Source organism: Mesorhizobium ciceri biovar biserrulae (assembly GCF_001618845.1).
In the GTDB taxonomy this organism is placed as follows: Bacteria; Pseudomonadota; Alphaproteobacteria; order Rhizobiales; family Rhizobiaceae; genus Mesorhizobium; species Mesorhizobium ciceri.
Map to the genome: position 1 here is coordinate 4,942,688 of NZ_CP015064.1, position 14,356 is coordinate 4,957,043.

The following is a 14,356-nucleotide window of genomic DNA, read 5'->3' on the forward strand; positions in this document are numbered from 1 at the left end:
GCCCTAGGCCCTCCGCGACTGGTTGTATCGGTGATCGAAATATTCGGCGAGCGCGAGCACGATCAGCACGATGGAAACCAGCACCAGCGTGAAATGATTGGGCACGCCGAGCCGGCGCGCCGCGCTCTCGCCGCCGATCGAAAGCACCGAAAGCAGGAATACGAAGCCGATGGCTGCAAAGCCGTTCATGCGGGCGAGAAACACGGCGGGTATTACGGCAAGCCCGTAGGCGGGATTCCAGTCGGCGCGGACATTGCCCTGGACGCCAATGATGTCGACGGCGCCGGCAAGCCCGGCCAGCCCGGCCGAAATGGCGAAGACGGCGACGGTCAGGCCGGGAACGCCGAGCCCCGAGTGAACCGCCGCTCGTGGATTGGCGCCGACGATCCTCAGCTTCAGCCCGAACGCCGTGCGCGTCATCACCAGATGCACGATGACGATCGCCGCCAGCCCAAGCAGCAGGCCACTGGTGATGGTCGTTTCGAACAGGCGCGGCAGCCGGTCCTCCACCGGCAGCGTGCGCGTCTGCGGCACGGTCGTGCTTGGGTCGCGAAACGCCAGCTTGACCAGCACATTGGCGAGCGAGGTGCCGAGGAACGTCATCATCAGGGTGGTGATGATCTCGTTGACGCCCTGATAGGCACGCAGCAGCGCCGGCACCAGCGACCAGATCATCGCCACCACCATGGCGATGAGAAACGAGCAGACCAGCGCCAGCCAGGCTGGCATGATCTGCACGAACACGGGAGCGCTGGCAGCCGCCGTCACCGCGCCAAGCAGGAACTGGCCGTCGCCGCCCAGATTCCACATGCCGGCGCGAAAGGCGACGATCAGGCCGGCGGCGAGAAACAGCAGCGGCGCCATGCGCGTCAGTGTCTGCTGGATGCCGAGCGGCGAGAACAGTCCCTTCTCCAGCACGAAGCCATAATAGGCCAGCGGGTCGACGCCGACGGCAAGCAGGATACAGCCGGCTATGACCAGCGCGATAAGGATCGGGCCGAGCGTCATCAGCAGCCGATGCAGGATGTCGCGGCGCGTCGCTGCCCCGCTCGTGGCATCGAGTGCGGTGGCGCTGACCGTGGGTGCGGTGTCGATGCTCATGCGGCAAGTCCGATCATCAGGCGACCGACCTTTGTGCGGGCGTCGTCTACGTTCTCGACGGTGCCGACCAAAGCGCCGTCGGCGATGACGGCGATGCGGTCGCACATGCCAAGCAATTCCTCGAGGTCGGTGGAGATCAGCAGCACGGCAAGGCCACGCGCCGCCGTATCGCGAATGCGCTGGCGCGACGCCAATGTGTTGGCGAGATCGAGCCCATAGGTCGGCTTGTTGAAGATCACCACCTTGGCGCCTTCAGCCAGTTCCCTTGCCAGAAGCACCTTCTGGATGTTGCCGCCGGACAGCCGCGCGACGGGCGTCTTCAGGCTCGGCGTGCGCACGTCGTATTCGCGCACGAGCTGCGCGGCGCGCTTGTCGATCTCCGCGCGCTGCTCGACGCCGTTGCGCCAGAACGGGGCCGCGCCGACCTGCTTGAGGAAGAAATTGATCGAGACCGGGAAGGTGCCGACAGTGCCCTCGCCCAGTCGGTCGTCGGTCAGGTAGCGAAGGCCGCGCCGGCGGCGCTCGCCGACGCTCAGCGTCTCGATGGCGGCGCCGTCCAGCCGCACCGAGCCGCTTGTGGCTGTACGCTGGCCGGCCAGCGCTTCCGCCAGCTGCTTCTGGCCGTTGCCGTCGATGCCGGCTATGCCGAGGATCTCGCCCGGGCGGATGTCGAAGGAGATCGACGACAGGCCCGGCGCATTGTCCGTCGCCGCTACCGCCAGGTCCGTCACCTGAAGCAGCGGGTCAGCGCCGGCGCGGGCAGTGCGGACAGGACGCTCGACGGCTTCCGGGTCATCCTTCTGCTTGCCGAACATCAATTCCACGATCTCCGAGACGATCTCCTGTTCGCCCAGCGTGCGAAACCGCTCGGGTGGAATCTCGCCGACCTTGCGGCCAAGCTTCAGCACCGAGATGCGGTCGCCGAAGGCAGCCGCCTCCTTGAGCTTGTGGGTGATGAAGACGATCGCAAGGCCCTGCTCGACAAGGCGGCGCATCAGCGCGCCCAGTTCGTCGATACCTTTCGGCGTCAGCATGGAGGTGGACTCGTCAAGGATGAGCAGCCGGCTGTTGCGCAGCATCGCGCGCAGGATCTCGACCTGCTGCTGCTCGCCGAGCGACAACTCTGATACCTTGGCTTGAAGCTTGACGGTGATGCCGAGCGTGCCGGTGATCTCGGCGACGCGCGCCGCCAGTTCCTCGGTCCTGGGGCGCTGCCACCACGGCCCGCCAAGCAGGAGGTTCTCCGCCACCGTTAGCGTCGGCACCAGCATCATGTGCTGGAATACGGTGCCTATGCCGAGTGCCAGCGCATGGCGTGGCGAGGTGATCGGCGTCGGTTTGCCGTCGACCAGTATGCGTCCTTCGTCAGGCTGCTGCAGGCCGGACAACATGCCGATCAATGTCGATTTTCCAGCGCCGTTCTCGCCCAGCAGCACATGCACTTCGCCCGGGCGGATCGACAGGTCGACGCTGTCATTGGCAACGATGCCGGGGAACCGTTTGGTCACGCCTTCAAGCGCGACGATGTCGCGCCCGGCAACGGACGATGAAGAAAAACCGCTCATGAAGCCCAGCACCAAAAAACAGGAATCGTCCGGAGGGGTGAACGGATCACCCCTCCGGCAGCCGACCATGATCGCCTTACTGGGCGACGCTGGTCATCAGTGCCCTTACGGCGGCCGCGTCATAGACCGGCTCGACCTTGATCTTGCCGGAAATGACGTCCTCGCGCAGCGCCTGGATTTCCGTCCAGACATTGTCCGGGATCGCAGCGGTCTTCAGCAACTTGACCGAGTCGTCCTTGAGGCCGATCGTATAGTGTTTGGTGCCGAACGTGTCCGCCTTCAGGTCGGCAATCATCGCCGCATAGACCGGCTCGATATTCCACACCACCGACGACAGCAGGAAGCCCTTGTCGATCGGTGACTTGTCGCCGATGACGTCGATGAAATAGACCTTGCCGCCATCGGCTGCCTTGGTTGTCTCGACCGCCTGCAGCATGCCGAAGCTCGAACCGTTGCCTTGGCCGAAGATGATGTCGGCGCCCGACGCGATCACGCTTTCGGTGACGCGCTTGCCGCCGGCCGCATCGCTGTAGGCGGCCGGGCCGATCACCGCGTAGGTGATCTTGACGTCCGGGTTCTCCGCCTTCACGCCTTGCGCGAACGCCGCCGACTGCGAATTCCACGATGGCGGTTCGCCCGACACCACGATGCCGACCGACTTGGAACGCGACACCTTGGCGGCGAGACGGCCGGCGAGATAGGCGCCCTCGTGGCCGCTCAGCGTATAGTCGGCGACAAGGCCCTTCTCCAGGCCGGCTGGCGTGTCGACGATTGCCACCGGAACTTTCAATTCCTTGGCGATTTCAGGCGCCGAGGTGTTGTAGCCGCTGGCATGCGCGATCAGCAGGCTGGCGCCGTCGGAGGCAAGTTCCCGCAAGGTCGGACGAACATCGCCATAGCCGAGGCCCTGGGCCACGACCACTTCGACGCCGGCGGCCTTGCCAGCCGCCTTGGCGGCATCGATGCCTTGCTGGTTCCAGCCGTAGTCCGTGCCTTCTTCGGGCGTGAGGATGGCGATCGACTTGACCTCGCCGGCAAGCGCGCCGCTCAACAAGACACTGGTCAATATAACTGCACTTACACTGCTCTTAAGAAGCTTTAACATGTTACCCTCTCTGTTGTTTCACCAATCAATATTCTTATTGTTATTGCGCAAAAGCGAGATAGACTGCCTAGGAAAAATTACATTGTGAAGCTCAGGCAAAGTGAAGATCCGTTATGCCCTTCCGGTGATGCTGGCGTTGTCGTCCTTCGCCAACGCGGTTGAGTTGCACCATGTCGCCGTCCGCACCGGCACTGACGGGCTCGACATGGTTCCGTTGACGATTTCGAATGCGGGCAGCGAAGGCCTCTCCTGCAACGCCGACTTCGCCCACTGGTATTCGGCCGGGATCGCAACGATCGAGCCGGGCAAGAAGACCCGCGTCGAGCTCTGGTTCGATGCGAAGACCGGCACGTTCACGATCCTCAACGACAAGCGCGAGAACCTGCCCGTCGAGCGGCTGTGGTGCGGTCTGGCGAGCCGAGCATATGCCACCCGCGTGCAGATCACGCTCGACCGCACCGATGCGGCGAAAGGCGAGCGTGATGTGTCCTGCGCCATGGCGCAGGACAGCCTGGCCTGCCGGTAGGCGCTCATTCCCGCGTCCGTTCGAACATCGCGAGCCTCTTATTCTTTCGCCAGGAACGCGTCGGTGAAGACGTCGTCCGCCGACAGAGCCGCCTTGAGCACGCCCTGGTCCGTCAGCGTCTTCAGGGTCTCCTCCCACTGCGTCTTCGTCATCCAGCCGAGACCGTGTTCCTTGGTGTCGGGGCTGGTGAACGTCGAGGCGATGTCGGCGTTGATCTGCGCCAGCAGTACGTCCTTCTTGTCCGCATAGCCGGGCGCTGCCTTGGCCGTGATCTCGGCGGCCTCTTCCGGATGAGCCACGACATAGTCGAAGGCCTCCCTATATGCCTTGACGAAGCGGCGCACGACCTCCGGCTTGTCCTTGATCATCGCCTGCGAGGTGAACAGGCCGGAGCCATAGGCTTTCCACCCATAGTCCGCCCCCATCATGATGCTGAGCGAGCCGGGGCCCCCGGCCTTCGCTTCCAGTTCGGGAACCTCCGCATCGATATAGCCGACGACCGTCTGAACCCGGCCAAGCAGCAAATAGCTTTCATAGGGAGGCGAGACGCTGTTCAGCGTCATGTCCTTTTCGGTCAGGCCGTTGGCGGCCAGGAAGCCTTTGAAGAAGATGTAGGTGGAACCGGCCGGATGAATGCCGATGGTCAGTCCCTTGAGGTCGGACGGCTTGGTGAGCTTCAGCGTCTTGGCCAGCGAAATGATCCCCAGCGGGGAGTGCTGATTGACGGCTGCCAGCGCCACGACCGGGACATTCTGCGACCGTGCGACGGCAAGCGTGGGAAGATCGCCGAACCCGAAATCCGCGTTCTCATTGCCCACCAGCCGCATCGCGTCCGGCGAGCCGGATCCCTTGCGGATCTCGGCCACATCGATGTCGTTCTTGGCGAAGAAGCCCTTTTCCTTGCCGACGAAGAACATGGCGTGATTGCCGCGCACGACCCAGTCGAGCTGGACGTTGACCTTGTCCGCCGCCAGAGCCGCGTTGGAAAAACCGAGTGCTGCAACAAACGCCGCGAAGGTAGCGGCCTTGATAAGTGAGCGTCTCAGCATTTTTTGTTCCCCTTTTTTGAATTTGGTTGATCGAGCGGGCCTAGGATTGGCTGAATTTCGGCGCCCACGGCACCACGATGCGTTCTAGGATTTCGGCGGCGTAGTAGAAGGCGATGCCAAGCACGGAAACGAGCAGCAGCGCTGCGAAGACCAGCGCCGTGTCGAGCTGGGTCGACGCGAACTGGATGACGTAGCCGAGACCGTCCGACGCCCCGGCGAACTCACCGACGATGGCGCCGATCACGCTCAACGTGGCGGCGATCTTGGTTCCGGCCATCAGGTTCGGCAGCGAGTGCGGAACGCGGATCCTGAACAGGATCTGCGTCGGGCTGGCCCCGACGGAATTCATCAGCGACAGCAGCGAGCGGTCGACCGATTGCATGCCCGCCAGCATGGAGAGCGTCACCGGAAAGAAGGCGATGACCAGGATCAGGCCGATCTTGGGCGCCAGCCCATAGCCGAACCAGAGGATGAAGATCGGCGCGAGGGCGACTTTCGGCACGTTCTGGAACAGCACCACCAGTGGATACAGCGCGCGTCCCAACCAATCGAAGCGCACGATGACCAGCGCAATGGCAATGCCGACCACGACCGAGACCAGGAAGCCGAACAGGATCTCGCCCGCCGTCACCAGCGTCGCCTGCATCAGCGTGCCCCATTGCGCCACCAGCGACTTCGCGATCTCGGACGGCGCGGGAATGATGAAGGCGGATATGGCAAAGATCCGCACCGCGGCTTCCCACAGCACGACCGTCACCAGCAGGAGGATGACAGCCGGCAGCCAGCTGCCGGTCGCCGCACTCCAGCTGGAGGCGAGGCGCGGCTCGGAAAGGTTGGTGATGGGTTGGTCGCTCAAGACGCGCCTCCCGGTTGATGGCTGGAGCGCAGCATCGTTCGCAACTGGACCACCAGCCTGACGAACTCCGGATCTTCGGTGACCGACAGGTCGCGCGGGTAAGGCAGCGCAATGTCGAGGCTCTCGGTGATCCGTCCCGGCTTGATCCCCAGCACGTGAACGTGGCGCGACAGATGGATGGCCTCGTCGATGGAATGGGTGACGAGCACGATCGTCTTGCCGGTCCGCTGCCAGATCTCCAGCAGCGACTGGCCCATCGAATCGCGGGTGATGGCATCGAGCGCGCCGAACGGTTCGTCCATCAGCAGGACCGCCGGATCGAGCGCCAGGGCCCGTGCAATGGCGACCCGCTGCCGCATGCCGCCCGACAGCTCGTTTGGCCGCTTGTGGGCGCTGTCGCCCAGCCCCACCAGTTCCAGCATCTCCTGCCCGCGCGCCCGCAGATCCGAGCGCGAGAGCGACTTGTCGGCGATGCCGAGCAGCATCGAGGCATTGTCGACGGCGTTTTTCCAGGGGAGCAGGTTGGCGTCCTGGAAGACGAGGCCGATCATCCGCTTGCGCGCCGCCTCGACCGGCGCGAGCCCGGCGATCGAAACGCTGCCCTGGGTAGGCTGCACCAGCCCGGCCAGCACCTTGAGCAAGGTGCTCTTGCCACATCCGGAAGGACCGATAAGGGAAACGAATGATCCCTTTGGCACCGAAAGATCGATGTTCCTGAGGATCAGCTGACGGGCCATGACCACCGAAACGCCCTTGGCGGAGATTAGATCGTCATGGCGGATATGGGCCGGCCTGTCGCCGGCGGCTCGGATGGTTTCAATGCGCATGGCTTGTCGCCCCGCGCGCTGTTTTCTGCCGCACCCGCACCATCTTGATGGCGAAGGCGCCCTTCACACAAACAGCCGACCGGTGGAACTCCTCAAACCGGCTGGCCCTCTGCGCACCATGTGACATTGGCTACTCCCGGCCTTCCAGGATGCGCCGCACCGCGACGAGCTTGCGCGCCCGTTCACCTTGCAGCGCCTTTGTCTGCTCGGGCGTGTAGGCAAACATGCCCTCGCCCGACTTGATGCCGAATTTCGACGCAGCCGTCTTCTCCAGAACCATCGGCGCCACATCGTCGCGGTTGGAGAGATCGGCATTCAGGAAGGACGAGACGGATTTGTAGATATCCAGCCCCGCCATATCGAGCAGCGCCATCGGGCCGATGACGGCGATCTTGTAGCCTATGCCCCACGACACGCAGGTGTCGAGGTCTTCCGGCTCGATGACGCCGCGCTCGACAAGATCGACCGCCTCGCGCAGCAGCGCATAGAGCACGCGGTTCTCGACGAAGCCTGGAACGTCCTTCTTCACTACCACCGGCAGCAGGCCGATCGAGCGGATGAGATCGCGGATAACAGCCACGGTTTCAGGCGCGGTCTTCTCGCCGCCGATCACCTCGATCATCGGGATGATGTGCGGCGGGTTCGACCAGTGCATGCCGACCATCCGCTCGGGATGCGAGATATGAGCCTGCAGCTTGGTGATCGGGATGCCCGACGTGTCGGAAGCGACGATGACGGACGGGCCGATCAGTGGATCGATGTCACGATAGGTCTGCGCCTTGATGTCGATATTCTCGGGCACGTTCTCGATCACCAGTTCGGCGCCATCGACGGCCTCGGCGATCGTCTCGACGAAACGCACTTTGCCGGCACCAGTCCCGGGCGCCTCGATGTCGAGACGGTCGAGCACGCCGCCGGCAAGATCGAGCATGCCGCGGGCGCGCTCGATTGCCCCTGGCGAAACGTCATACGCCGTCACATCGAGCCCGCCGCGCGAAAGCCGCGCGGCGATGCCTGGACCCATCGTTCCCAGTCCGATGAGAGCGGCGCGCTTGATCATCATGCGGCCTTTGCGGGAGCAGCAGTGGTTGCCGCCTTGAAGGCCGGCCGAGCGGCGATCGCGGCCACCCAGCGCTCCAGATTGGGCATTGACGGCCGGTCGATCTTGAAGTCGACGCAGCGCTTCAGGATCGGCGCGCAGGCAATGTCGGCAAGGGTCAGCTTGCCGAGCGCCAGGAAGTCCTTGCCGGCCAGGTGGCCGTCGACGATCTTGAGCTGCGCGACAAGGTCCTTCACTTGTTCCTTGTATTCGGGGGTCTGTTCCTCGGGCGTGAGCTTGGCGCCCTTGAAGGCCGCCAGGTAGCCCGGATTGACTGCCGCCAGCAGGAAGTCCATCCAGCGCTCGACCTCGGTCTTTTCCGCCGGCGTAGCGCCATTCAACTGTTCGCCGCCGAATGCCGCGAGATAGCGCAGGATGGTGTTGGACTCCCAGATCACGGTGTCGCCGTCAACCAGCGTCGGCACCTTGGAGGTCGGGTTGAGCGCCTTGTATTCCGCCGTCTGCGTGTTCTCGAACTGGCGGCCATAATCCTCACGCTTGTAGGACGCTCCCAGCTCTTCGAGCATGAAGAGCACCTTCTGGACGTTGCCTGATGTCTGGCGGCCTAACAGCTTGTACATGTCTTCTCCTCGCTAGTGTCCAGGGCCTACTTGCTCGCCGGCAGCGGCTTGTAGACGATGGCGTCCATTTCGATCTTGGTGTTGATGACCGCTTTTGCCTCGACGGTCGTGCGCGCCAGAACGGCGTCGCCGATCCCTTCGAGGAACGCCTTGTTGTAGCGGCCGAAATCGCGCGTATCCTCGAGATAGGTGGTGATCCGCACGACATCCGACAGCGTCGCGCCTTCATGCGCGATGACGCGCGCGATGGTCTTCAGCGTCGCCAGCGTCTCTTCTTCGATCGTGCCGCTGATCATGTTGTTGTTCTCGTCTTTCGGCACCTGGCCCGAGACGAAGATGAAATCGCCGGCACGCACCGCCGGATGAAACGGCAGGTTCGGGTTCTTGTTGCCGATGGCGTAGTGGCTGGCGGATTTTCGCGTGCTGTCGCTCAACATATCCCCCTAGAGAACGCTGGTTTCGATGATGTCGACGCCACGGATGCGGTCGATCAGGTAGACGATGCCGCGGTCGTCGATGGTCACGTCGTTGGACGAGGAACGCTCCGCGCCCTCCGGCGCGTCGGGCATGAAATGACCGACTTCCTTTGGCGCGAACGGATCGGCGATGTCGACGAGGCGCAGCCCCTGCGCGAACCACGCAAACGGAATGACGGTGCCATTGAACCGCTCGGAAGGCTGATGGCAGCCGGTCATCTGCGGCTGCGGTGAACCGTCCGTGTCGAGGCCCGGCACCTGGAAGGTCGAGATCGGCAACGGGTTGGTCTCGTCGGTGATATCGTAAATCCAGGTGAAGGCCGGCGGCGATGGCCGAAGCTTGGCGACATCCTCGTCCGCCACCACCATGATGTTGCGGCCTTTGAGCGGCTGTGGAATCGGCAGGCAGGTGTGCGTGGGATGCGGAAAGCTCGGGCTCGAATTGACGTGCGAGACCAGCTTCGGCTTGGTGATGTCCGAAATGTCGAGGATGAACAGGCCATGATGCCAGTAGCTGACATAGAGCCTGTCGCCCATTCGCAGCGGATGGTGACAGCGCGGCGTGACATAGTCGTGCCAAGGATACTCTTCGCCGCCCCCGGTCCACTGGCCCGGTATCCACCAGCGTCCGACCTCGACCGGCTTCGCGGGATCGATCAGGTCGAGGATCATCACGATGTTGCCGACATAACCGTCGGCGGTCGGCGATATGTAGGCGTAACGGCCGTCGAAGTCGTAGCGGTGGACGCCCTTGCCGCCGGTTATCCATTTCGAGATGAGCTTCGGCTGTGCCGGCTTGGTGGTGTCATAGAGCGCCAGTCCGCCGCCGAAATCAGCCGGGCCGGCGTCGCCAAAGCGCTCGTGGTTGATGATCATCAGTCCGTCCTTGGCGCGCACCTTGTGCGAGTGCCAACCGGGCGGGACATCGATCGTCGTAATTTTGCGCGGATTGCGCGGGTCGGAAATGTCGACCAGCGTCGTGCCGCTCGGCGGCCGCATGTGGCCGATATAGAGGATGTTGCCGTCGACCCAGACCTGACCGCCGCCTGGGCAGTCGACATGGCCGATCTGCTTTGTGTTGAACGCCGAAACCAAATGCATACGCCCTTGCTGCTGAAATTCCATTTCGATGTCCACGCCGCCAATGGCGGCGCGGACATTGCCTGCCGGAGGACCGGAACTAGACGAGACGGAGCAGATCGCCGGCCTGGTTGCGGCCCCAGCGCTTGTAGAGGAGCAGCGCCTTTTGCGTCGGCGCATCGGTGGCGCCGAAGAAGATCACCGGCTCGCTCGACGAGCCGTTGACATGCTCGACCCAGGAACCGCCGGGTATGGCGATGGTGTCGAACTGGTTCCAGTCATAGCGCTTGCCGTCGATGATCGAATGGCCGTTACCGCGGAACGGCGCCAAGAGCAGGCTGGCGGTCTCGCGCTGCGGCAAGGTCTTCTCGCCGGGACGCAGCATCTGCACGTAGAAATTGATGGTGTGGAAGACGGGTCCGCCGGTCGTCGGATCGACATAGTCGATGACGATGCCTTCATGGGGGTCGCCTTCCCAATCCTTGTGGGCGTCGAGAACCGCTTCCATCTTCTCCCAGCGATAGACATACATCGGCGACGACAGGCCGCCGCCACGCTTGTGGTCGACGAAACGCGGCATCAGGCCACCTTCGCCGTAGATGCGCTGTGAGTAGTCGCTGGGATAGCGGGCGGTCTGCACCTTCTTCTCGACTTCCTTGCCATCGACCATCTCGGTGTATTTGTGGTCGAAATGGACGGCATGCAGCGTTTCGACCAGCGGCAGGTCGAGCACCGACAGGTTCACCGCCTGCTCGCCGCCAACGGTGCCATGATTGTGCCAGGCGTCGTTGGGCGTCAGCACCATGTCGCCCGGGCCGAAGACCACGTCTTCGCCCTCGACGCCGGTGAAATTGCCCTTGCCCGTCAGGCCGAAGCGGATGGCGCTCGGCGAGTGCTTGTGCGGCGGCATGATCTCGTCGGGATCGTTCAAGCGGTAGGCGGTGTACATGGTGCTGACCGATGCACGCTTGGGTGCAAGACCGGGATTGACGAGGATCAGCGAACGGCGCTCGCTGTCGTCCATGGTCACCAGTTCGGCGGCGCGCTGGAGCAGCGGCTCGATGTCCGAATAGGACCACACGAAGGGAACGGCTTTCGACGTCGCCATCAACTGCTTGATCTCGTCATGGTCGACGCCTTCCGACGTCGCCCAGAACGGAAACATGTTCTTTGCGTAGAGGGCGTCGTAGAGGCCCTTGAGTGCCGCCTTCTTGTTGGTGAGCACATCGTTAGCTGGTTGCGCCAGGGACATATCGGACACCTCTCGTCACGAAGAAAATACTTCTAACCAACTCAACCGTATTCGCATTGGTTTTGCTCGACAATACCCAAATTGCGAATCTTATAAGTTTTTGGTTGAGGTGCATTTTTGAGTGGCAAATGCCCAGAAATAGGCAGAACCAGCCTAGAAATGCACGGAATTCAGCTCACAATCAGGGCGTGAAACCGCTTCGTCACGGCCATGCTGACGCGCATGACAGTCCAACCAACGCAGTTTTTCAGTCTCAACCAAAAGACTTTGGTTGCATTCCGGCCGCCTTATCAGGCAGCCACGCTCTGTTGAGCGCGGCTGCGGATCAGATCCGCGGCCTTTTCGGCGATCATGATGACCGCCGCATTGATGTTGCCGCAAACGAGGTCGGGCATGACCGAGGCGTCCACGACACGAAGCCCGGCAATGCCGCGCACCCGCAATTCCGGATCGACCACCGATGCCGCATCGACGCCCATGCGGCACGTGCCGGCCGGATGATGCACGGTGATCGAGGTCTTGCGGATATGCTCGTCGATCTCTTCGTCGCTCTCGCATTTCGGGCCGGGGAAGAACTCCGCGCCGACGAACGGGGTCATGGACGGCTGGCTGGCAAGGTTGCGTGCAACACGAAAGCCGGCGCGAAGCGACTGCCAGTCGCGCTGCGAGGACAGGAAATTCTGACGGATCAGGGGCGCGGCGACCGGATCGCTCGACGCCAGCTTGACGCTGCCGCGGCTCTCCGGCTGCACCGCAACGATCCGGGTCGCAAAGCCGTCGGCGAACGGCGCCTTGAACGGCGACATGTAAGGCCATGCCCCAAGCGGCGCGGCGGTGAAAAGCAGCTGTACGTCCGGCAACGGCCGGCTTGCGTCGCTCTTCAGGAATGCCACGACGCCGCCAGGCACATCTCCCGAAAAGCCCTTTCCGGTGAGATAAGTCCTGACGAAATCCAGCCCGATACGATCGGCCCGCATCATCTTGAGAAACGGTCCAGGCTGTTTGCGCCGATACATCACGATAACCGAAACGTGGTCCTGCAGATTCTTGCCGACTTGCGCACGATCGACCTTCGTCTCGATGCCATGCGCCGCCAGCTCGCCGCTGTCGCCTATGCCTGACAGCATCATCAGCTGCGGCGTGTTGATGACGCCGCCGGCAAGCAGAACTTCGCGCCGCGCCAGAACTTCATGGCTCGCCCCGCCTCTGGTGTAGGCAATGCCGGCTGCGCGGCCATCCCTGAGCAGGATCTTCGTCGCCATCGCGCCGGTCAGCACCTTGACATTGCCGCGCCGCATGGCGGGCCGCAGATAGGCGGTTGCGGTCGAGCAGCGGCGGCCGTTGGCAATTGTCATCTGCAGCCGGCCGAAGCCTTCCTGTATGGCGCCGTTATAGTCATCGGTCTGCGGGTATCCGGCATCACGGCTGGCTGTGGCGAAGGCATCGATCAGTTCGTCCTTGTAGCGGCAGAACTGGGTGTTCAGCGGCCCGCTGCCGCCACGGTACCGGCTTTCGCCCGCTTCCCAGCGCTCCTGCTTCTTGAAGTAGGGCAGCACCTTGTCGAACGACCAGTCCGTCAGGCCGCTTGCCGCCCAGCGATCGTAGTCGCCGCGATTGCCGCGCACATAAGCCATGGCGTTGGTGGAGGAAGAGCCGCCGATGACCTTGCCGCGCGCGCATTCGACCTTGCGGCCGCCGACATTGGCCTCGGGCTCGCAGAAATACATCCAGTCGTGGCGGCGCTCCGTCAGTATCTTGCCCCAGCCGAGCGGGATGTGGATCATCGGATCGCGGTCCCAATCCCCCGCCTCCAACAAAAGCACCGACACGGCAGGGTCTTCGCTCAGCCGGTTCGCCAGCACGCAGCCGGCCGATCCCGCACCGACAATGACGTAGTCAAAGGTTTCGCCAGCCGGCATGCGTGATCCTCGGGAGAAAGACGTCTGCCGCGATGGCAACCGTCGACATGGGCAGTCAACCATCGCGCAACTGGTGTTGTCAACCATTGCGTACAGTTGTAGATTGGTTGAATTGGTTGAGTGCCGTCGAACAGGTTTTCGTGTCACAATATGATGTCGGGACGTTGAGTCGGCGGTCTGCCGATCGGACAGGAGATTTGGTTTTGAGCGCATTCGAGCCGCAGGTCGGACCATCTGATCTCGACGACATCATCGCCGCGGTCCGCCAGTTGCAGCAGGGCGGCGGCAAGCTTCCGTCCGAGCGCGATCTTGCGGAACATCTGAGCGTCAAGCGCCATCAGCTTCGCAAGGCGCTTGAAGTGCTGCGCCTTTCGGGCGACCTCAAACCGGCGCGAGCCAGGCGGGCGCCGACCGCCCTTCCGAGATATGGCGAGGAACTGGTCAGGGTAACCAATCCGATCGAGGTCCTGGAATTGCGCCTGATCATGGAGCCGGGCCTTGCCCGACTGGCGTCGCTGCGCGCCTCCTCTTTCGAGACGGCGCGGATCCTCGACGCGGCAACCACGCCGGAGAACGCCCCGTCGGGTGAGGTCGACTTCGCTTTCCATCTCGCGATCATTGCCGCGGCCCGCAACCATCTCGCCGCGGAATTCTACAAGATGCTGCGCCAGGTCGGTGTCGATGCGCGGGTGAAGGTTGCGCGCACCGCGGCACCCACCTGCCCCAAGCGGATCGCCCACCGCGACGGCGAGCATCGCCTGATCGCCGAAGCGATCTCGCAGCGCGACCCCGAAGCGGCAGAGGCCGCAATGCGCGCGCACCTTTTGTCGGTGCAGAGACAGATCATGGAACGGTCGAATGCCGGCGCCTTTGCCGCGTGATCGCATCACCTCTGACGTCGAGCCTGTGCGGGGAATTTC

At 63.1% G+C, this 14,356-nt stretch carries 14 protein-coding genes; 2 read left to right on the plus strand and 12 right to left on the minus strand.

Going from position 1 to position 14,356, the window contains the following annotated elements:
• Positions 1-3: 3 nt before the first annotated feature.
• The 3 genes from A4R29_RS23300 to A4R29_RS23310 form a co-directional block, all read right to left on the minus strand.
• Entirely contained in the window at positions 4-1,101 is a 1,098-nt protein-coding gene (locus A4R29_RS23300; protein WP_013529869.1) for a putative B6 ABC transporter permease subunit 2, read from the minus strand.
• A complete protein-coding gene (locus A4R29_RS23305) occupies positions 1,098-2,666 on the minus strand; it encodes a putative B6 ABC transporter ATP-binding protein (protein ID WP_027163702.1) in 1,569 nt (522 codons plus the stop codon). The genes A4R29_RS23300 and A4R29_RS23305 overlap by 4 nt, the downstream gene beginning before the upstream one ends.
• 76 nt (positions 2,667-2,742) lie before the next feature.
• Complete coding sequence (locus A4R29_RS23310; RefSeq protein ID WP_244506860.1) at positions 2,743-3,732, minus strand: putative B6 ABC transporter substrate-binding protein; 990 nt, start codon at positions 3,730-3,732, stop codon at positions 2,743-2,745.
• Positions 3,733-3,871: 139 nt separating this feature from the next.
• Here A4R29_RS23310 and A4R29_RS23315 point away from each other — a divergent pair, with 139 nt between their 5' ends.
• Complete coding sequence (locus A4R29_RS23315) at positions 3,872-4,297, plus strand: hypothetical protein (RefSeq protein ID WP_063172982.1); 426 nt, start codon at positions 3,872-3,874, stop codon at positions 4,295-4,297.
• Between the two features lie 38 nt (positions 4,298-4,335).
• On the opposite strand, the gene A4R29_RS23320 is transcribed toward A4R29_RS23315, so the two are convergent.
• The 9 genes from A4R29_RS23320 to A4R29_RS23360 all read right to left on the minus strand — a co-directional run bounded on the left by A4R29_RS23320 (position 4,336) and on the right by A4R29_RS23360 (position 13,436).
• Positions 4,336-5,346 carry an ABC transporter substrate-binding protein gene (locus tag A4R29_RS23320; protein WP_063172983.1) on the minus strand — a complete coding sequence of 337 codons (1,011 nt, stop codon included), beginning with the start codon at positions 5,344-5,346 and terminating at the stop codon, positions 4,336-4,338.
• Between the two features lie 40 nt (positions 5,347-5,386).
• Entirely contained in the window at positions 5,387-6,202 is an 816-nt protein-coding gene (locus tag A4R29_RS23325) for an ABC transporter permease (RefSeq protein WP_063172984.1), read from the minus strand.
• Entirely contained in the window at positions 6,199-7,029 is an 831-nt protein-coding gene (locus A4R29_RS23330) for an ABC transporter ATP-binding protein (protein WP_013529863.1), read from the minus strand. The genes A4R29_RS23325 and A4R29_RS23330 overlap by 4 nt, the downstream gene beginning before the upstream one ends.
• Before the next feature lie 130 nt (positions 7,030-7,159).
• Positions 7,160-8,089 carry a 5-formyl-3-hydroxy-2-methylpyridine 4-carboxylate 5-dehydrogenase gene (gene fhmpcd1 / locus A4R29_RS23335; protein WP_024505124.1) on the minus strand — a complete coding sequence of 310 codons (930 nt, stop codon included), beginning with the start codon at positions 8,087-8,089 and terminating at the stop codon, positions 7,160-7,162.
• Positions 8,089-8,709 (minus strand): glutathione S-transferase family protein, encoded by a 621-nt coding sequence (locus tag A4R29_RS23340; RefSeq protein WP_063172985.1) that lies wholly within the window; start codon positions 8,707-8,709, stop codon positions 8,089-8,091. Before A4R29_RS23340 ends, fhmpcd1 begins: the two co-directional genes overlap by 1 nt.
• 26 nt (positions 8,710-8,735) lie before the next feature.
• Entirely contained in the window at positions 8,736-9,146 is a 411-nt protein-coding gene (locus A4R29_RS23345) for a RidA family protein (RefSeq protein ID WP_013529860.1), read from the minus strand.
• A 6-nt stretch (positions 9,147-9,152) separates the two neighbouring features.
• Positions 9,153-10,310, minus strand: a complete 1,158-nt coding sequence (locus tag A4R29_RS23350; protein ID WP_013529859.1) for an LVIVD repeat-containing protein — start codon at positions 10,308-10,310, stop codon at positions 9,153-9,155.
• A 55-nt stretch (positions 10,311-10,365) separates the two neighbouring features.
• The gene (locus A4R29_RS23355) at positions 10,366-11,517 is read right to left on the minus strand and encodes a cupin domain-containing protein (protein ID WP_063172986.1); all 1,152 of its coding nucleotides are present in this window, start codon (positions 11,515-11,517) and stop codon (positions 10,366-10,368) included.
• A 290-nt stretch (positions 11,518-11,807) separates the two neighbouring features.
• Complete coding sequence (locus tag A4R29_RS23360; RefSeq protein WP_063172987.1) at positions 11,808-13,436, minus strand: GMC family oxidoreductase; 1,629 nt, start codon at positions 13,434-13,436, stop codon at positions 11,808-11,810.
• A gap of 203 nt (positions 13,437-13,639) precedes the next feature.
• Between A4R29_RS23360 and A4R29_RS23365 the strand changes: the two genes are divergently transcribed.
• Positions 13,640-14,317, plus strand: coding sequence for a FadR/GntR family transcriptional regulator (locus A4R29_RS23365; protein WP_063172988.1), 678 nt, complete (start codon positions 13,640-13,642; stop codon positions 14,315-14,317).
• Positions 14,318-14,356: the final 39 nt, after the last annotated feature.

What these genes read in the sequence shown, in the direction of transcription:
- A4R29_RS23320 (WP_063172983.1), bottom strand. Translation starts at nt 5,346, where the DNA reads ATGCTGAGACGCTCACTTATCAAGGCCGCTACCTTCGCGGCGTTTGTT.
- A4R29_RS23305 (WP_027163702.1), bottom strand. Translation starts at nt 2,666, where the DNA reads ATGAGCGGTTTTTCTTCATCGTCCGTTGCCGGGCGCGACATCGTCGCG.
- A4R29_RS23350 (WP_013529859.1), bottom strand. Translation starts at nt 10,310, where the DNA reads ATGGAATTTCAGCAGCAAGGGCGTATGCATTTGGTTTCGGCGTTCAAC.
- A4R29_RS23360 (WP_063172987.1), bottom strand. Translation starts at nt 13,436, where the DNA reads ATGCCGGCTGGCGAAACCTTTGACTACGTCATTGTCGGTGCGGGATCG.
- A4R29_RS23330 (WP_013529863.1), bottom strand. Translation starts at nt 7,029, where the DNA reads ATGCGCATTGAAACCATCCGAGCCGCCGGCGACAGGCCGGCCCATATC.
- A4R29_RS23355 (WP_063172986.1), bottom strand. Translation starts at nt 11,517, where the DNA reads ATGTCCCTGGCGCAACCAGCTAACGATGTGCTCACCAACAAGAAGGCG.
- fhmpcd1 (WP_024505124.1), bottom strand. Translation starts at nt 8,089, where the DNA reads ATGATCAAGCGCGCCGCTCTCATCGGACTGGGAACGATGGGTCCAGGC.
- A4R29_RS23345 (WP_013529860.1), bottom strand. Translation starts at nt 9,146, where the DNA reads ATGTTGAGCGACAGCACGCGAAAATCCGCCAGCCACTACGCCATCGGC.
- A4R29_RS23340 (WP_063172985.1), bottom strand. Translation starts at nt 8,709, where the DNA reads ATGTACAAGCTGTTAGGCCGCCAGACATCAGGCAACGTCCAGAAGGTG.
- A4R29_RS23300 (WP_013529869.1), bottom strand. Translation starts at nt 1,101, where the DNA reads ATGAGCATCGACACCGCACCCACGGTCAGCGCCACCGCACTCGATGCC.